Origin of the sequence: Okeania sp. KiyG1 (genome assembly GCF_014132355.1) — a bacterium.
GTDB lineage: Bacteria > Cyanobacteriota > Cyanobacteriia > Cyanobacteriales > Microcoleaceae > Okeania.
Genome location: NZ_BLZO01000141.1, coordinates 13427 through 32197, shown reverse-complemented (window position 1 = coordinate 32197; position 18771 = coordinate 13427). Strand labels below are relative to the sequence as shown.

The window sequence follows — 18771 nt, the reverse complement described above, 5'->3', positions numbered from 1 at the left end:
CCAATACCAGAACTATTGAAATCGAAAACTAGGGGGGAGTGAGGTTCTGTGTATGGGCCAATTTCAATTCTCAATGACTACAGTTCTAGATTTATAATCATCAGAAAAATCTGCTCCAAATCGTGAGCAATGGTACGAATCGCAGTAGTGAGGGAAGAATAACCATGAAGGCGACAGATAGCGATCGCCAACTGACGAATCACAGAAAAATTAGCAGCAGCTTGAGAGTGCCGAATTAGACTTGTGTCCTCTCGAAACACTACATCTTTAACCCAATGTAGTCGATTCTCAATTCCCCAATGTCCCTGAATTCCTACTGCAAATTCTGCTGCACTTAATTTCAGACTGCTAATGTAGTAAGCTGTTTGATAATAGTCAACACTTGCTCGTGTACCCTGACGCTCAACTCTAATCACAGACTTAATTCCTTCCCACTCAGAGCTAATTCCCAACAGATTATTAAACACAGACACTGTTCTACAAACCACACGATTTCTAGATCTATCTTCTGATATATCAACACTACTTGGTTGTGTTTGTTCAGTTGTTAGTTGTACTTGCTGGTACAGTTTTTTTTTGATTACCCTTGACTGCTATTGTGTAATGGTTACCTCTGTCAATGATTAACTTGACGGTTTTTTTTTGACAATGTAAAGCATCGCAACTAAAAACTACTCCTTCAAGGTTTAAACTAGCCAATATGGCTTGGACAACAGCAATTTCACTACTTTCTTCCCACGTGAAATTGTTCTATGGCTACAGGTACTCCTTGACAATTACTGAACACAGAAACAACATTGACAAAGTCTTGGTAAGAACCATAACAGTCACTGACAGTAGACCTAATACTCTTACCGTCCACTGCTAACCATTCGGCCTCTTGAATTGTTATTTGGTGTTGAGCCCATTGATTGAATACTTGAGCTAATTGAGCAAAATCAATTCTGGTCATAATTCGCCGAAATGTAGACTTCAGTTGGAAAACTCAAAGGCGATAGCTCTAGTTGTTGCTGTAATGCCAGATGATGACGACGAGCAAAATCTTCTAGGGCACAATAGGAGAAACAACCGCTCATTGTACCCATAATTACTAACAGTAATACTAACCATAATGGATAACGTCTCCCTCTAGCAGCTCGAAAATCTGGTAATTGGGCCAATATTTGTAATAAGTTCATTTCTATCTAAGCCCTAATATTGAGAATAGTTAGCTTAACTCAATACTTGACAACAATCATTGTACTCCTCAATATTTTTCTCTGGCGACAATGAATTAGCCCTGCCAATGCGTGGGGGACTAGAGCAAGAAAATTGACTCTTGTTCCCCCCAAAGTTGGCTTGCTAGGGGGGCAAAATTCAGTATCAAACAACTTTTCAGATATCCTCTAAAATTAGTGATTGTCAGTTATGAAAGTTATTTAATCTATGAGGTACAGTTTTAGATCCCCCCTAACCCCCCTTAATAAGGGGGGAACCGCTTAAAGAGAGGGAAACGCTTAAAAAGGGGTGAGCCTTCAAAGTCCCCCTTAGAAAGGGGGATGCGCGGGGGAGCGTAAATGTACTTTATAACTGCGGGAATTGCTATATCAATTATCAGTATCTCCTCATTTAGTAGAGGTACAGTTTTAGATCCCCCCTAACCCCCCTTAATAAGGGGGGAACCGCTTAAAAAGAGGGAAAAGCTTAAAAAGGGGTGAGCCTTCAAAGTCCCCCTTAGAAAGGGGGATGCGCGGGGGAGCGTAAATGTACTTTATAACTGCGGGAATTGCTATATCAATTATCAGTATCTCCTCATTTAGTAGAAGGCTTGAAATCTGAAATTTATTTTAATTCTCGATCAATTTCTCAAAGGTTATTACCTCCTTCATTTGAAAAAAGCTGATAGCTGATAGCTGACGGCTAAATGCTTTTCATTGTTCAATTCGAGCAAAATTAAAAGGAGCAGTAAAACTATTGTAGCGAATTTTAAATCTTCCCTCAAATTTACTATCAATAGCTTCTACTTTTTCACCAAACTCAGATTCTTTTTCCCAGGGTATTAGATAAGCTGCATTATAAATCATTTTTTCTGTTTGCAGGTCATTTTCTACTACTTCAATTGCCATTTGATTCAGAGTTGTTTGGAAAATTTCAACAATATCTTGTTTACGACTATTCATTTCTTGTTCAATAGCTTGCCCAATCTGAATCACCTCATCCATACTTAAATTTTTTCCAGCTAACTTGTCTCGTTGAGCTTTGAGGTCTGGATTTTCTACAAGTAATTGTTGAATTTCTGCATCTGGTTCCCAATATATTTTTATTCCTACTTCTCGATTATTTTCTAACTTAGTAAAAAGTTGTTTCATTACCTGTTCAAAAGGGTTAGTCAACTGTTGAGAAAATTTTTCCCAGTCAGAAACTACTAAACCAAATCGCATAGGTAATACATTTCTATAGCCTGCCTCCATAGCTGACTCAAGCACTTTTTCATGGGTAAGTAAATTGCGGCGACTTGCCAGATAACGTTCTTGTTTTGCCATGGAGTAAAGCACTGCAAATTCATCAACAATTTGAATATTTACAGCTTCTTTATCCAATCCTTGTAAACTTAAGTTTTGCGGACCAGGTGGTAGAAATATACCATAAACATAGAAACCAGATTTCATAATTAATTTAAGAAGTAGGGAGTAGTGAGTAGGGGAGTCTTACAAGGGTAAGTTTTTAAGATTTGACACGGGTTCTTGAGGACACGGAGAGGGTGAGATAGGGTGACGCCTGGTCTAAATCTTTAAATGATTGTTGTAGTTGAGTGGACGCAACTTCCTTCAACCAAAATAATTCTCCTTTAGCTTGAGTTATAAATTGTTTAGTTAAATCAACATAACTTGGTTTATTACTAATATTAGCATACAGTTGATTACAATGTGCTAATGATTGATTCCAAACATATCGACAACAACCAAATAGTTGATTTAATTTAGTTACTTGTATATGATTTGGATAGATGCGATATTTGTATCTTGCTTTCAATATTTTTACCTATTACTCACACTAAAGTATTACTATAGTATTGGTTGGCATTTATGCCGACACCAAATCAGAGATTATGGTGCGGGTATAAATGCCAACATTCAGATAAATTGTCTATTTTTCTGGTTGTGAAGCCATTTTTACTAACTGATCTAAGTATTTCTTCGAGTAAGGTAAAAAATAGTTTCATATATATAATGTCAAATAATACGTTAAAATGTCAAAGTTTTCTATCTATTCAATAAATATTACTTTTGACTTTTGATTTTTGACTTCTATAGGGACAATTTTTGCTTCGACAACTAATTTTAGGACTTCATCATTATGGTTATCCGTTTATTAACTCTGCCTATTACTGGTCCATTGGGAGGAATAGTTTGGTTAGGGAAAAAAATTCAAGAACAAGTAGATACAGAAGTAGATGATCGGGAAAATCTGAGTAAAAAACTTCTAGCTCTTCAACTTGCTTTTGATATGGGAGAGGTTTCAGAAGAAGATTTTGAAGCTCAAGAAGAGGAACTTTTATTAGCAATTCAGGCGGCGGAAGAACAACAACTTGAAGAATAGTTATTTTAGCCCTCAGTTTTTTATCTAAATGTTGGCATTTATACCCGCGCTCTCCGCAGATCGGGAGCGTCGGGATGAATGCCAATCAATTTTGCGGTTTCACAAAGAATATGTTAGAATCTAAACCTAGAATTAGCAAGCAGTAAATGGTTGAAAAAGCTTACAAGTTTAGGTTCTATCCTACTCCAGAACAGGAAAACCTGTTGAGGAGGACTTTAGGCTGTGTTCGACTGATCTACAACAAAGCCTTGGCAGTGAGGACTCAAGCTTGGTATGAAAACAAAGAGCGAGTAGGGTATAAGCAAACTTCAACCATGCTTACCAACTGGAAAAAGCAGGAAGATTTAGATTTTCTTACAGAAGTCAGCAGTGTTCCATTACAGCAAGGCTTAAGACATCTACAAACAGCTTTTACCAACTTCTTTAGTGGACGTGCCAAATATCCCAACTTTAAGAAAAAGCGTAATGGTGGTAGTGCTGAATTTACAAAGTCTGCATTTAAGTGGAAAGATGGTCAAGTATATTTGGCTAAGTGTGCTGAACCATTACCTATCAAGTGGAGTAGGCAAATACCCCAAAGCTGTGTACCAAGTACAATTACCGTAAAACTTGACCCCTCCGGCAGATGGTCAGTGTCTCTGAGAGTCAATGACCCTAGAGATTTAAAGCTGAACCCAGTAACTAAAGAAGTTGGTATTGATTTAGGAATTACCAGTTTAGTTACTACCAGTGATGGAGAAACATTTGCTAACCCTAAGAATCTAAACAAATTACACAAAAAACTTAGGTTAGCGGGGAAGTCTCTATCTAGAAAAACCAAGGGATCTAATAACTATCAAAAGGCCAGACTGAAAGCAGCTAGGATACACGCAAAAATTAAAGATTCAAGGCTTGACTATACTCATAAGCGCGCCTACTCAATTAATTAGAGAAAACCAAACAATAGTAGTTGAAGATTTAGCAGTAAAAAATATGGTCAAGAATCATAAGTTAGCTAGAGCTATCAGTGATGCCAACTGGGGAGAATTAGTCAGGCAATTAGAATACAAAGCAGAGTGGTATGGTCGTCAATTAATTAAGATTGACAGGTATTTCCCTAGTTCTAAGCGTTGCTCTAATTGTGGTCATATAGTGGAGAAGTTACCTCTAAATATTAGAGAGTGGGATTGTCCTGAATGTGCTACTCACCATGACCGCGACATAAACGCTTCGATCAATATTTTGGCTGCGGGACTCGCAGTGTCAGTCTGTGGAGCGACTGTAAGACCATCTGAGAGTAAATCTCGGAAGGCGGGTGCGAAGAAACAGAAAGCCCCTAACAGTGATGCCAGGGAATCCCGCGCTGTCTCCTAAGAGCAGCGTCGGGAGGATGTCAACAAGGAAAATTCAGAATAGAAATGTCACCAGTAAGTTACGACCATGCTAGCGACCATTTACTTATTGCCACAGCTATGCCGTCAGGAATTATTGGAAGTATTATCAAGAATGGGTTCTTATTGGTGTGGCAATGGATCATCAACTCCCAGAATTTGATAGTCTTAGTTTGAAAGTAGTAACCTAGTAGGTTCGGTTAAGCGTATCTCGCAACCCAACAAAAATCTGCATCTATAAAAATAAAATATATGTTGGGTTTATCCTAACCGATAAGCTCCGCTAACACTTCGTTCTACCCAACCTACAAAATTCTGATACTGAATAACTGATAAATGAATTTCCTATTAATTTATAAAAAACTGATGGAACTTTTTGATAACCTAAACTTAGCAATGTTTAGTGGCAAAGGAGGCGTAGGAAAAACCACAACCTCTTGTGCTTTTGCTTGTCAGTGGGCGAAAAAATTCCCTGATGAAAAAACCCTCTTAATTTCCACTGACCCTGCCCACTCTTTAGGAGATGTCCTGCAAATACAAGTCACAGATACACCAACACCTTTAGAAGGTTTACCCAATCTTTCAGTCAGAGCTTTAGATGCTAATTTCCTGCTCGAAGAATTTAAACAACGTTATGGTGATATCCTAGAACTACTGGTAGAACGAGGTAGCTTTGTTGAAGGGGAAGACCTCACCCCAGTCTGGGATTTAGATTGGCCAGGATTAGACGAATTAATGGGTTTACTGGAAATACAACGTCTCTGTAACGAAAAAGTAGTCAATCGAGTAGTTGTAGATATGGCTCCCAGCGGTCATACTCTCAACTTATTCCGACTAATGGATTTTTTGGATACCTTACTCAAGTCCCTAGAACTTTTTCAACAGAAATATCGCTTTATTAAAGAAAGTTTTGCCGGTAAGTACACACCAGATCGAGCCGACGAAACATTACAAAATCTTAAAGACGAATTAGCAGCAGGTCGTCATTTATTACAAGAGTCACCTAAGACCGCTTGTTTAGTTATGGCACTACCCGAACCTATGAGTTTTCAGGAGACCAGGAGATTTTTAGATTCTTTGGAAAATTTGAAAATTCCTTACGGTGGTATTTTTGTGAATCAAATTATTATAGATAAAGATAGTAATGGCGATCGCTACCTGGAACAAGGAAAGTTAGTTAGTCAGTTTATGGAACTGGCAGGAGAAAAATCGGTATATTTAATACCCCAACAAAAATCTGAACCTTTAGGTATAACTGCCCTAGAAAATCTAATCGACCAAATTTCTCCAGCAGAAAGTCTAACACCCTCAACTTATGAGACAATAGATATCAAATGGCCGGAAACAATTCCTCCTGGTTTTACTGACTTTATCCAAGAGGGTAGACGTTTATTAATTATTGGGGGGAAGGGAGGCGTAGGGAAAACTACTATAGCTGCTGCTATTGGTTGGGAAATGGCACAACGGCATCCTGACTGTCAAATTAGAACAGTTTCTATCGATCCTGCCCATTCTTTGGGAGATGCTTTTGGTCTAACTCTAAGCCATGAACCATCTATAATTCATCCTAACTTCAAAGGACAAGAAGTAGAATCAGATCGAGTTCTTGAAAAATTTCGGGAAGATTATTTGTGGGAATTAGCAGAAATGATGAGTGGGGAAAAACCCGATAATTCAGCCTCTTTTAAAATGGCATTTGCTCCCAAGGGATGGCGTCAAATTGTCGAACAAGCTTTACCTGGTATTGATGAAATATTATCCTTATTAACAGTAATTGAATTGTTGGAGTCAGACAAAGAAGATTTAATTATTTTAGATACTGCTCCCACTGGTCATTTATTACGTTTTTTAGAAATGCCTAGTGCCATGCAAGACTGGTTAAGTTGGATTTTTAAACTATGGATAAAATATCAAGATATTATTGGTCGAACTGAATTTATGGGGCGTTTAAGAACTTTACGAAAACGGGTGGTTAATGCCCAAAAAATTCTGAAAGATTCACAAAAAACAGAATTTATTGGGGTCATGCGTCCCCAGACTGGAGTTATTGCGGAAGCGGAACGTCTTTATAAATCTCTTGTAGAAAAGGAGATAGCACAAAATTATGTAGTTTTAAATTGTTTTACCTCTAATAGCATTGTTCCTAGGGATAAATTTCCGGGGGCAAAAATTGTTTGTATGCCAATGTTACCTCGTTCAATTGAACCTATCGAACAAATAAAAGGAGCAGCTAATTATTTATTTTGATTTAGCCATCATCTATCAGCTATTAGCTCAGAAAAATCTGGCAAATACTATAGCTAAGAAGGAATTGGTTAAGATATAGAATGATGATGAATCTTAGACTAGGAAATGTTTTTCCAACTGTTCCCTATTCCCTGTTCCCTGTTCCCTACTATAACTAATTCATTAACTATGCACCGTTCAGCCAAACGTGGAAAAATCACACCAAAACTTAGCAGTATGCCTCGCCAACGTTCGGAAGCAACTACATATTTAACAGTATATAAAAATGTTGTGGAAAAAGAACGTTTACAAAAAGAGCTACAAAATTTAGAAAGACGATGTAATCAAATAAAAGAACGTCTTGCTGTTCTGGATGGAGAAACAAATAAAGAGCTAAAAAGTCAATCTCAGCAACCAATTAAATCTAATAAACCCAGCATGAATAAATTAACAAGTAAGAAACTAGAAAAATCTCAAACTAGGACACCAGAACCACCAAAATCAAAATTCAAAACAATTACTTTAGGCTATTAAAATAATTAATAATTAATAATTAATAATTAATAATGACCTATCCTGACAGAATCTTAACTTTTGACTTTTGACTTAATAATGACCTATCCTGACAAAATCTAACTTTTGACTTTTGACTTTTAACTTCCGTGAGGCGATATAATCAAATAAAAGAACGTCTTACTGTTCGGGATGAAGAAACAAATAAAGAGCTAAAAACTCAATCTCGGAAACTAATTAAATCCCATAAACCCACCATGAATAAATTAACAAGTAAGAAACTAGAAAAATCTCAAACTAGGACACCAGAACCACCAAAATCAAAATTCAAAACAATTACTTTAGGGTATTAAAATAATTAATAATTAATAATTAATAATTAATAATTTATACAGCGCTTCCCTTTGTTATGAGGTACACCTATCGCGGGCAAGATGCCCGCACTACAAGGTTTTCACCGTTTACCCTGTACATCATTTGCCCGAAATATGCTGTAACTGAGGCGTTGCTGATTCTGGGTATGATGCAAGCCCCCCTAGCCCCCCAATGCGTGGGGGGAATAAAACTCTAAAAGTCCTCCTTGATCCCTCCCGTCCCCCTTGAAAAGGGGGAAGCCAGATGTTGCTGCGCTTTTTGTTGAACGGGGGATGCGCGGGGGCTTGACTAGAACCAAACAATTGCCCATTCATACTTCAATTCAGCAACGCTGTAACTGATAACTGATAACTGATAACTGATAACTGAAAATGACTACTGTACTTAATGTCTCACCCCAACAATTTGTCAGCACCCCTGGTGTCGAACGTGTAGCTCAACGTGCTTTGCGTTATTTAAAATCTGGCTACTCAGTTCATTTGCGCGGTCCCGCTGGAGTCGGCAAAACTACTCTGGCATTACACCTTGCCCATCTACGTCGCCAACCCATTGTTTTAATGTTTGGGGACGATGAATTTAAATCCTCAGACTTAGTAGGTAATCAGTCAGGATATACTAGGAAAAAAGTTGTGGATAATTATATCCATACTGTATTAAAAGTTGAGGATGAACTGAAACATAATTGGGTTGACTCTAGATTAACCTTAGCTTGTAAAGAAGGTTTTACTCTAGTTTATGACGAATTCAATCGCTCCCGTCCAGAGGTAAACAATATTTTACTCTCAGTTTTAGAAGAGAAAATGTTGGTTTTGCCACCCAACCAAGACCGCTCGGAATATATTCAAGTTAATCCCAAGTTTAGAGTAATTTTAACTTCCAACTCGGAAGAATATTGTGGAGTTCATGCTACTCAAGATGCTTTGTTAGACCGAGTGGTGACAATTAATATGGGAGAACCTGATGCTCTAACCGAACAAGAAATAGTCATACGTCAAACAGGTATCGACCCGAAAAAAGCCGAAACTATAGTTAATCTAGTGCGTAGTTTTCGAACAAGAATAGGGGAAGAAAAATTAGGTGGCTTGCGTTCCTGTCTAATTATTGCTAAGGTTTGTCAAGAACATGATGTTCCTGTAAATGGTCAAAACCCTAATTTTCAGGATATTTGTACTGATATATTAATATCGCGAGCTAGTTTACCGAGGGGGGAAGCTATGCAGAGACTGGAGGAAGTTCTAAAGGAAATTTTCCCCACTAAAAAAGTTTCGACCTCTAATGTTTAGGTTACAAAAAGTATTTTATGAGTACCAATACTAACAGTAAATTAGTCACAGCAACTAATGGGTCTAGTTTAGCAGATATACTGGAAAGAGTTCTGGATAAGGGAATAGTCATTGCTGGAGATATTTCTGTTTCTGTAGGTTCGACAGAACTTCTCAGTATTAAAATTCGGCTGTTAATTTCTTCTGTGGATAAAGCTAGAGAAATAGGGATTAATTGGTGGGAAAGTGACCCCTACCTCAGCAGTCAAAGCAATTCTCTGATGGAGGCAAATCAAAAACTTCTTGACAGAGTTGCTTCTCTAGAGTCAGAAATAAAAACACTTAGGAGCGATCAATATGAATATCATAATGAATATCATACCAATAGTCCGTCTCCAAATAACGATGACAATAGTGGTAAAACATGGGATTAGATACAGCAATAAAAATCAAAACTAGCAAACATATTCTTGGCAGTAAAGCTGTTCGTGGTTGTTTGTCTTGTCGCGGTCTCCATGGCCGAAATAATCGAGCAGTTGAAAGAGCTAGAATGCGGGTTGCTAGAACTGAAGTTATGTCTCACACAGAACTTCAACAATGGCGGTTTGCTAAATGGCAAGCTTTGCAACGTTTTAGAATTTAGAATTTAGAATTTAGAATTCAGAATTTAGAAGTAATTCCTGACCAGAAAATTAGGTCAATAGTCTCCCCTTTCAAGGGGATTAAAAAAAAAGAAAATTCACTATTTTCTTGTCTCCCTATTCCATTGAGGTACTGATAACTGATAACTGAAATGACGCTCATTTTCTTGGTTAGCAAGGGGAAAAAATTTACCGAAAAATTTGGCTCTAAAGCCTCCCCTTTTAAGGGGATAAAAAAGGGAATATTGTCAGATTTCAAGCTTCTTGCTTCCGCCAGAGATATTGATAACTGATAACTGATAACTGATAACTGAAATTACTCCCCACACTTTATTTCTTATGTCTCCAGAACCATCTCCAGAAGAACCTTCAATAATTCCTATTGGCAAATCTCAGAGTAATTCTGAAGCAGGGTTAGCTCCATTGTTGTTAACAGTTATTGAGTTGGTACGGCAATTAATGGAAGCTCAAGTAATTCGGCGAATGGATGCAGAAATGTTGAGTGATGAAGAATTAGACCGTGCTGCTGAGAGTCTGCGACAGTTGGAAGAACAGGTGATTAAACTGTGCGAGGTATTTGATATTGACCCCGAAGATTTGAATTTGGATTTGGGTGAAATTGGTACTTTATTGCCCAAGTCGGGAGAGTATTATCCAGGAGAAAATTCTGAAAATCCTTCTATATTGGAATTATTAGACCGGATTTTGAATACTGGAGTAGTTTTGGATGGCAGTCTAGATTTAGGTTTGGCAGAGTTAAGTTTGATTCATGCTCGTTTACACTTGGTTTTAACTTCTAAACCAATTTCTCAAAGTGAAAAAGAAGGAAGAAGGAAGAAGGAAGAAGGAAGAAGGAAGAAGTAATATTATGTCCGGTTGAATAGACATCTCCAGAAAAGAGTGAAGTAGGGACCAGGGAGAAAGAATTGATGAATCAGAGTGGGATAATTGATTTGATTTTTGATTTTTGGAGATGTCTAATGGGAAAAATGGTGCGTGATACTCCACTTCGTTCCGCTCACACACCCTACTATGTTAAAGAGTGAGTGGAGAAAGAATTGATGAATCAGAGTGGAATAATTGATTTGATTTTTGATTTTTGGAGATGTCTAATGGAAAAATGGTGCGTGATACTCCACTTCGTTCCGCTCACACACCCTACTATATTAAAGAGTGAGTAGGGTGCCGTTAGCGACAGCGTAACGCACCCCTACCCCTATTAGATATCTCTTCCAAAAGAGGGAGCAGGGACCAGGGAGAAAGAATTGATGAATCAGAGTGGGATAATTGATTTGATTTTTGATTTTTGGAGATGTCTAATGGGAAAAATGGTGCGTGATACTCCACTTTGTTCCGCTCACACACCCTACTGCTGAATCTAAAGCTTTTCTTATAATTATTATCTTTTTAACAATTTAATGCTATTTTCCTTTATTCAAAATATCAGTAGACAGAGCGATCGCGAATATTCTCAAATTCTCCTGCTTCAGTCACAGCAATAACTTAACTTTTGACTTCTGTACGGGCGAATGGCCATTCGCCCCTACCAATTCTGACTTCAAATATATGTTACTAGGTTACAAAAACGGTTGAAAAAATGGGTTAGTGTTGAGGACGTAAAGTTAATAAACTAGATAAAATCTACTTTTCAGTAAATCTAATACCCCACTTAACAAATAAATAATGTTAACAATTATTGGTTGCGGTAATCTGAACCGTAGTGATGATGGGGTAGGAGTAATTATTGCTCAACGCTTGCAGCAATATTTGACTGAACATCCTCATCCAAATGTCCGGGTTTATGACTGCGGTACTGCGGGAATGGAAGTGATGTTTCAGGCACGGGGAACTCAGCAATTAATTATTCTGGATGCTAGTGCGACGGGTTCTGAACCAGGTGCAATATTTAAAGTGCCTAGTTCGGAGTTGGAAGCATTGCCAGAACCTAGTTATAGTTTGCATGATTTTCGTTGGGATAATGCTCTAGCAGTGGGTCGAAAAATCTTTCGGGAGGATTTTCCTGAAGATGTAATTGTCTATTTAATAGAAGCTGAAAATTTGGATTTTGGTCTAGAACTTTCTTCTGTAGTTCAGCGTTCTGCTGAGAAGGTTTTTCAAGAACTTATATCAACTTTAATTGATTAAGTATCTGTGCAAAATTAATTTAAAATTTTGGCATGAGGGAACAGAGAACAGGAAATATAACTGAGTAGTAAATATACAAATATTGTTCTTATTTACTTAGTTATCAATTACTGGAAATTGAGAATTAGGAGTGGAAAGTTTGTCTTTTTAGCTTATTTCTTCTTCCTTAAATTTAGCCATCTATCAGTTTTTCTGAAAGTCAAGTAAAGCAAAAGAAAAAGCTGATGGCTGATGGCTAATTGCTGACCGCTACTTTAACACAAGGAAATTATTATGGACGAACAAAGAACAGAACAATATTATGAATTAATTGATAAATTAGTACAATGTCCTAATGGAAAAGAGCCTGATGTTTTAGATGAAAATATTGAATTAGTTGATGCTGGTTTTGTGTCAGTTTTAATGCAAGTTGGCCAAGCACAAATTCATCATGGTAATCAAGATGGTGCTAAGTTTTTATTCCATCTTGCTCGTGAATTAGCTAAACAATTAGGATTGTATCCTGACCCTGAAGCTGCTACAACACCTGCACAATAAGTAGATAGTTAATGTTATGTTTTCTCAAACAGAAGCAGAAAAATTAGCCATTGATTTCTTGGGGAATGATTGGGAAATTCCCCAGGCAGAACATGAGTGGTTTACTATTAGAAATACGAAAGGAGATCCTAATTGGTATATTGTTGAAGTAGGAATAGAAGGATATCCTGATTATTGGATTCTTCAGGTTTATGATACGGGTGAATGTGACCCTTGTTATACTTTTGTCTCTCCTCTAAGTGGTTCTCAAGATACAGATGATTTGCAGGAATTACCAGAATCTATTGCTAATATGATTAGCTTTGAGCGTAATTCACAAATGTCTCAAACAGCAAAAGTTTGAATATAGCATTTCTCTAATTTATGAGGTACAGTTTTAGATCCCCCCTAACCCCCCTTAATAAGGGGGGGAACCGCTTTATGAGGTACAGTTTTAGATCCCCCCTACCCTTAATAAGGGGGGAACCGCTTGAAAAGGGGGGAGCTTTCAAAGTCCCCCTTTTTAAGGGGGATTTAGGGGGATCGTAAATGTACTTAATCTTTATGATAAATGCTATATAAAATACTAAATCAAGTTCGATATCTTGGGGATATTAATAGTTTAAATCGGTTATTTACTCTGATTTTTTCTATTAATAAACATTGATACGAGCTTGATTTTTTATATACAGCAGTTTCTTACTTAATTAAGTAAATATATTAATGGTTTGGCGTTGCTAAACAGAAAGATGAACTGAGTAATATACTCATCCTAAATATTCTTTTTCGGATATGTCTAATGAAACATAAAATATTTTATAGTTAAGTTTAAATTTGTGAATAAATACAAATAGATATATCCATAAATTAAATATTCATCTTCAAGCAATTTTTGTAGATAAATCCTCTGAATAAATATCATAATTTATAGCTAACTACCGAAAAATTTGCTCTAAAGTATCGCTCTACAAGGGCGATTTTTCATTTTATTTGATACCTATAAATATGTTATAATATTGTTAGTTTTAAACCAAAATAATGAAAATTAGGTATAAATAGCGAATCTATCCAACACAAGGACAAAAATACCGAGAGTGCAAAGCTATTTGGTTGTGTCCGTGTTGTCTTGAACGATAGTCAAACTTGTTGTCAAATAAAATACAAATCAGGAGAAAATAAATCAACCAATTCTGAACTACAAAAATTATTTATAACTCAGACTAAAAAGACTGAAGAGAGAACACCAAACGGGAGAAAAAATTATGTCTATGTTTTGCGAACAATGTGAACAAACCGCCAGTGGGCAAGGATGTCATCAGTGGGGAGCTTGTGGCAAAAGTCCAGAACTCAACGCCATACAAGATTTATTGGTTTACTGCTTGCGTGGGTTGGCAGAAGTCAGACTCCGAGCAAAAGAATTAAATATTCCCACTGGAGAAATAGACGTTTTCATCTGTGAGTCAATATTTGCCACAATGACAAATGTTAACTTTAACAAAAAAAGCTTTGCTGAATATATCAAACAGGCGATCGCTCACCGGGAAAACCTGAAAACAAAAATCCAACAAACTAATACATCTATTCAATGGTCTGCTTTAGCTAACTACCAACCAGACTATACTGAAAGCTTATCTCTCCAAGGCGAAAATGCTTCCCTGAAATTTCTTACTGAGTCTGGCAATAACGTCGATATATTCTCCCTCAAACTCACCGTTATTTACGGCATCAAAGGTGTTGCCTCTTACAATTTCCACGCTCAGGAGTTGGGAGAAGAAGATGAAAAAATTTATGACTTCATCGCCGAAGCATTAGTTGCCCTGGATAACCCAGACCTTACCCTTGATGACTGGGTAAACCTAGCATTGAAAGTGGGAGAAATTAATCTCAAAACAATGGAACTTTTAGATGCAGGTCATACCAAAACCTACGGTCATCCTGTTCCCACCACCGTACCGTTGAACCCCCGGAAAGGAAAAGCAATTTTAGTTTCTGGTCACGATATTAGACAACTCGCAGAAATCTTAAAACAAACTGCGAATACTGGCATTACCGTCTACACTCATGGAGAACTTTTACCTGCTCACGGTTATCCACTTTTGAAGCAACAATATTCTCATTTCTACGGTCACTATGGCACTGCTTGGCAGAATCAAACTAAGGATTTTGCTAAGTTCCCTGGTCCAGTTATCGTGACAACTAATTGTTTGATGCCTCCCCATGAAAATTATGAGGATAAGTTGTTTAGTATTGGTCCGGTGGGATATCCCGGCATGACTCATTTGGATGCGACAACAGATGGTATCTCTGATTTTACTTCTGTAATTCAAAAGGCGTTGTCGATGCCTGGGTTTGCTGAAGATGGAGAACCAAAACAGGTAATGGTTGGTTTTGCTCGGAATACAGTGTTGAATGTTGCTGATACTGTAGTAGAGGCGGTGAAACAAGGAAAAATTCGTCATTTCTTTTTAGTCGGTGGTTGCGATGGAGCAAAACCTGACCGCAATTATTATACGGAGTTTGTGGAAAAGGTACCAGAAGATTGTGTGGTTTTGACCCTTGCTTGTGGTAAATTCCGCTTTTTTGATCGAGAAATGGGTACTATTGGGGAAATTCCTAGGTTGATGGATGTTGGTCAATGTAATGATGCTTATTCGGCAATTCAAATTGCTGTAGGTTTGGCAAAAGCGTTTGACGTGGGTGTTAACGAGTTGCCTTTGTCGATGATTTTGTCTTGGTATGAACAGAAGGCAGTAGCTGTATTGTTGACTTTGTTATATTTGGGAATTCAGGATATTCGGTTGGGGCCAACTTTACCCGCATTTATTTCGCCCAATGTGTTCCAGTTGTTAAGCCAAAAGTATAATTTACAGGCGATCGCTACTCCGGATGAAGATTTAGCGGCTTGTTTGGGTTGATTGGGAGAATTCAGAATTTAGAATTCAGAATTTAGAATTTAGTAGTTAGAAGTTAGAAGTAAAGAAAGGATTTTGGCGTTGCTGAATTGAAGTATGAATGCGCGATTGTTTGGTTCTGGTCAAGCCACCTAAATCCCCCATTCAACAAAAAGCGCAGCATCCTCTGGCTTCCCATCGTTCAAGGGCGAAGCATCCTCTGGCTTCCCCTTTTCTAAGGGGGACGGGAGGGGGATTTCTAAGGGGGACGGGAGGGGATTTCCAAGGGGGACGGGAGGGGGATTAAAGGGGGACTTTTAGAGTTTTATTCCCCCCAAAATTGGGGGGTTAGGGGGGCTTGCATCATACCCAGAATCAGCAACGCCAGGATTTGAATAGCATGAATTTTTAAATTCGTATTCAATAGAACATCTGTATTAAGATCGGGAGTCAGGAGTTAGCTATTGATAGTGGCGTGAATCACCTAAAAATGTAGGTTAGGTAGAACGAAGTGTTAGTGCAGCTTATCCTACGGATAATATCAAATCCGGTTGAACACTTATTATATAGTTGGGGGGAGTAGGGTAGTAGGAGAGTAGGGGAGTAGGGGAGATTGAAGTATAGTTATAAACATATACTATATAACCGGATTCTATATAACCTCCGAAGATCGTTGCTCATATCATGTCCGTTGGTATCGTTTGTGTATAAAGTCGGGGAAATATCTAGCGCTATATAAGGTTTTTCCGGCGTTGGTAATTTGAGGTATGATACCATGTCCAGATAAGAGTGCGATAGAACTCCGTGACCTTTACGCGACCAAAAAACTTTCTCCTTCTACTCGGGGTTTCAACTTCATTCTTCCCTCCTGACTCCTAAAGAGTTAGGATTAATATCATACACGCGCTTTACCAACGCCGTTTTTCCTTCTCTTAAAGCTTCTTCCTTCTTCCTTCTTACTTACCTTCTCTATACAATACCGATGCTACCGGACATGATATCAACCCAACCTACGGTTATTAATACCAATTTTATTTTCATCTAAATAAGTAGCCAAGATAACAGTTTTTTTAATGGTAAATGATAATAATAGTGTCGTTTTCATCAAAAAATTAATCTACTCTGCTTTTTCTCTAATCCTTAAGCATAGCTGCCCTCTGCCTTATTTCTTTACCTTCATAAATATTGGTTCTGTCGATCGCCTGATTTAGTATAATATGCGATCGATAATATTACTCAAATTCGGCAAAAATATAAAAAGAGTATAAACAATAAGAGGGGAATTAAGAATATTGATAAAATAAAAATAACTTTAAAGTTAGACTTGGATAATTATAACAAAAACAACATATTTTTGTTAAAAATACTAATTTATTAAAAACTGTGCTTCAAACTATTAGTGATACCTCCGTTAGAGCAGCACTGAATGCCATTGAATCTGAATCAGCAAATGTTGCAGAAAAAATTCAGATGCTGATAGAAATGGCAAATGGGTTGCAACAAAAACCAAAAGACCCTAAACAACTAGATGATGCTATTAGCCTATATCAACAAGCTATAGAATTATCCAGCAACGATTATCCTCTGCTGCAAGCAAGAGCATTGGTAGGAATGGCAACAGCCTTAAGAGCTATGCCAGGAGAAGGACCCGATCTATTGCTCGAAGCAAGAGAAGCTTATGAAACTGCCCTAGAAATATTACAAGAACAAGGAATACCTGAAGAAGTTGCAGAAGCGGAAATGAATTTAGGCTTGGTATTACAAGCATTGGTTAATTTTAACTTAGCAACAACAAAACAGGTAATAGAAACATATCAACGGGGGTTACTAATATTTACCGCAGATAAACATCCGCAAGAATATGCCATATTACAGAATAATATCGCGATCGCCTATCTCTCGATGACCCTATCTCCAGAAAGAGAAGGTATGCGACAAGCAATGGCAGTACAATCATTTGAGGAAGCATTAAAGGCAGTTAACCTCATCGAACATCCCAACGAATATGCGATGTTGCACAATAACTTGGCCAATGCCTTACAATACCTCCCCAGTCTGCATCCGATAGACAATAATTTGCGGGCATTAACAGCATATAATGAAGCCTTGAAAGTCCGTACAGCAAAAGATACACCATTAGAGTATGCAGCTACTATCTCTAATAAAGCCAACGTGCTATATAACTTACCTGATAATCCGAAACACCCAGAAGCAGGAAATCAGCAAAATCTACTTCAGGCAAAAATGCTCTATGAAGAAGCTCAAGCAATTTTTTGTCAGTATAGCGAAGTAGAAAGAGCAACAATAGTTTCCGAAGCATTAGCAGCAGTAGAAAACGAACTATCAGTTTTTGATGTTGAAATAGCAGTCAGCGGTCAGCGGTCAGCCATCAGTTCTCAAGGCTTATGATGGGGTGTCCTACCCCCAGAACACACACACCACTAATGTTTTCAAATAAGCGTGGGGGACACCGAACCCGCCGATTTTAGCTAAAAGCTGTTAACGCAGTTCCTCTGCAAGAGGCTAGCTGATAGCTGATAGCTAGTTAAGTCAGCAGTTACTAAATAAAAAGGAGAATAAACAAAATGAGCGACGTAATTACCGTTGTCAGTAATGTGATTACAGACTTGGAAGCCATACCAAGCTTTCAAATTTTTATCAGTGACCTAGTTACTGGAGAAATTACTCTACTAACAGCCATATTTTGGCTAGGACTTGCTAGCGGAATTTCGATTATCGCTGGTGCTATTGGTGGAATATGGTTAGCAAGAAAAGATTTAGGTTATAGTCTGGCTGCCATGATTGGTGGGTTGTTTGGCCCTGCTGGTGTAATTCCGGCAGTTATTGTTGGGTTGGCAATTTTAAAATTTGTTTAGGAGCAAGATTGCTCGCAGATTGATCCCTAATATTAAATCTGGTGCATCATATTTGTCAATATTTTCAAAGATTTTAGGGTTGGCAACGACAGGTTTGACAAGAAGGTAGTCCTGCTCGCGTAATCGTAGATGGGGATGAACAATGGTGCTTCATGAAATCAAGATACGAGCAAGGGAGCAAGATGCTCCCACTGCTTTGTCCTTGACCAAAATAATTACAATAGACCACCATTACAATGCACCACCACCGATAATACAGCATATTTCGGGCCAATGAGGTACAGGGTAAATGATGAAAATATTGTAGTGAGGCAATCTAGCCATCTTCGGGGTGTACCTCACGGGCAACGGAAAGTGCTTTAAATATCAATGTTTGA

At 37.8% G+C, this 18771-nt stretch carries 21 protein-coding genes and 1 pseudogene; 17 read left to right on the top strand and 5 right to left on the bottom strand.

The window, feature by feature from the left end:
* Nucleotides 1-77 precede the first annotated feature (77 nt).
* From SAGCYANO_RS33385 to SAGCYANO_RS33360, 5 genes are all read right to left on the bottom strand, one after another.
* On the bottom strand, nt 78-569 hold the full coding sequence (locus tag SAGCYANO_RS33385) for an ISAs1 family transposase (RefSeq protein ID WP_255502477.1): 492 nt from the start codon (nt 567-569) through the stop codon (nt 78-80).
* 155 nt (nt 570-724) lie between these two features.
* Nucleotides 725-952: a hypothetical protein gene (locus tag SAGCYANO_RS33375; protein ID WP_202219317.1), complete on the bottom strand. Its 228-nt coding sequence runs from the start codon at nt 950-952 to the stop codon at nt 725-727.
* Nucleotides 939-1178, bottom strand: a complete 240-nt coding sequence (locus SAGCYANO_RS33370) for a transposase family protein (RefSeq protein WP_202219316.1) — start codon at nt 1176-1178, stop codon at nt 939-941. The genes SAGCYANO_RS33375 and SAGCYANO_RS33370 overlap by 14 nt, the downstream gene beginning before the upstream one ends.
* Before the next feature lie 732 nt (nt 1179-1910).
* Complete coding sequence (locus SAGCYANO_RS33365; protein ID WP_202223978.1) at nt 1911-2648, bottom strand: GvpL/GvpF family gas vesicle protein; 738 nt, start codon at nt 2646-2648, stop codon at nt 1911-1913.
* Nucleotides 2649-2703: 55 nt separating this feature from the next.
* A complete protein-coding gene (locus SAGCYANO_RS33360) occupies nt 2704-3012 on the bottom strand; it encodes a helix-turn-helix domain-containing protein (RefSeq protein WP_202223977.1) in 309 nt (102 codons plus the stop codon).
* 324 nt (nt 3013-3336) lie between these two features.
* Here SAGCYANO_RS33360 and SAGCYANO_RS33355 point away from each other — a divergent pair, with 324 nt between their 5' ends.
* The 17 genes and pseudogenes from SAGCYANO_RS33355 (at nt 3337) to SAGCYANO_RS48355 (ending at nt 18671) form a co-directional block, all read left to right on the top strand.
* On the top strand, nt 3337-3579 hold the full coding sequence (locus SAGCYANO_RS33355) for a gas vesicle protein GvpG (protein ID WP_202223976.1): 243 nt from the start codon (nt 3337-3339) through the stop codon (nt 3577-3579).
* Nucleotides 3580-3725: 146 nt separating this feature from the next.
* A pseudogene (locus SAGCYANO_RS33350) lies at nt 3726-4932 on the top strand (RNA-guided endonuclease InsQ/TnpB family protein).
* A 44-nt stretch (nt 4933-4976) separates the two neighbouring features.
* Nucleotides 4977-5126 carry a hypothetical protein gene (locus SAGCYANO_RS33345; protein WP_202223975.1) on the top strand — a complete coding sequence of 50 codons (150 nt, stop codon included), beginning with the start codon at nt 4977-4979 and terminating at the stop codon, nt 5124-5126.
* A 189-nt stretch (nt 5127-5315) separates the two neighbouring features.
* Entirely contained in the window at nt 5316-7196 is a 1881-nt protein-coding gene (locus tag SAGCYANO_RS33340; protein WP_202223974.1) for an ArsA family ATPase, read from the top strand.
* 168 nt (nt 7197-7364) lie between these two features.
* Nucleotides 7365-7709: a hypothetical protein gene (locus tag SAGCYANO_RS33335; protein ID WP_202223973.1), complete on the top strand. Its 345-nt coding sequence runs from the start codon at nt 7365-7367 to the stop codon at nt 7707-7709.
* A 128-nt stretch (nt 7710-7837) separates the two neighbouring features.
* A complete protein-coding gene (locus tag SAGCYANO_RS33330) occupies nt 7838-8041 on the top strand; it encodes a hypothetical protein (RefSeq protein WP_202223972.1) in 204 nt (67 codons plus the stop codon).
* A gap of 393 nt (nt 8042-8434) precedes the next feature.
* A complete protein-coding gene (gvpN, locus tag SAGCYANO_RS33325) occupies nt 8435-9346 on the top strand; it encodes a gas vesicle protein GvpN (protein ID WP_202223971.1) in 912 nt (303 codons plus the stop codon).
* Between the two features lie 17 nt (nt 9347-9363).
* A complete protein-coding gene (locus tag SAGCYANO_RS33320) occupies nt 9364-9759 on the top strand; it encodes a gas vesicle protein (RefSeq protein ID WP_202223970.1) in 396 nt (131 codons plus the stop codon).
* Nucleotides 9750-9968, top strand: coding sequence for a hypothetical protein (locus tag SAGCYANO_RS33315; protein ID WP_202223969.1), 219 nt, complete (start codon nt 9750-9752; stop codon nt 9966-9968). The genes SAGCYANO_RS33320 and SAGCYANO_RS33315 overlap by 10 nt, the downstream gene beginning before the upstream one ends.
* Nucleotides 9969-10305: 337 nt before the next feature.
* Entirely contained in the window at nt 10306-10830 is a 525-nt protein-coding gene (locus tag SAGCYANO_RS33305; RefSeq protein WP_202223967.1) for a gas vesicle protein K, read from the top strand.
* 819 nt (nt 10831-11649) lie between these two features.
* Nucleotides 11650-12111: a hydrogenase maturation protease gene (locus SAGCYANO_RS33300; RefSeq protein WP_202223966.1), complete on the top strand. Its 462-nt coding sequence runs from the start codon at nt 11650-11652 to the stop codon at nt 12109-12111.
* 273 nt (nt 12112-12384) lie between these two features.
* The gene (locus tag SAGCYANO_RS33295; RefSeq protein WP_202223965.1) at nt 12385-12648 is read left to right on the top strand and encodes a hypothetical protein; all 264 of its coding nucleotides are present in this window, start codon (nt 12385-12387) and stop codon (nt 12646-12648) included.
* 16 nt (nt 12649-12664) lie between these two features.
* On the top strand, nt 12665-12991 hold the full coding sequence (locus SAGCYANO_RS33290; protein WP_202223964.1) for a hypothetical protein: 327 nt from the start codon (nt 12665-12667) through the stop codon (nt 12989-12991).
* 904 nt (nt 12992-13895) lie between these two features.
* Nucleotides 13896-15542 (top strand): hydroxylamine reductase, encoded by a 1647-nt coding sequence (gene hcp, locus SAGCYANO_RS33285; RefSeq protein WP_202223979.1) that lies wholly within the window; start codon nt 13896-13898, stop codon nt 15540-15542.
* A 1359-nt stretch (nt 15543-16901) separates the two neighbouring features.
* A complete protein-coding gene (locus SAGCYANO_RS33280) occupies nt 16902-17927 on the top strand; it encodes a hypothetical protein (RefSeq protein WP_202223963.1) in 1026 nt (341 codons plus the stop codon).
* 176 nt (nt 17928-18103) lie between these two features.
* Entirely contained in the window at nt 18104-18394 is a 291-nt protein-coding gene (locus SAGCYANO_RS33275) for a hypothetical protein (RefSeq protein ID WP_202223962.1), read from the top strand.
* Between the two features lie 142 nt (nt 18395-18536).
* Nucleotides 18537-18671, top strand: a complete 135-nt coding sequence (locus SAGCYANO_RS48355; protein WP_255502795.1) for a hypothetical protein — start codon at nt 18537-18539, stop codon at nt 18669-18671.
* Nucleotides 18672-18771 lie beyond the last annotated feature (100 nt).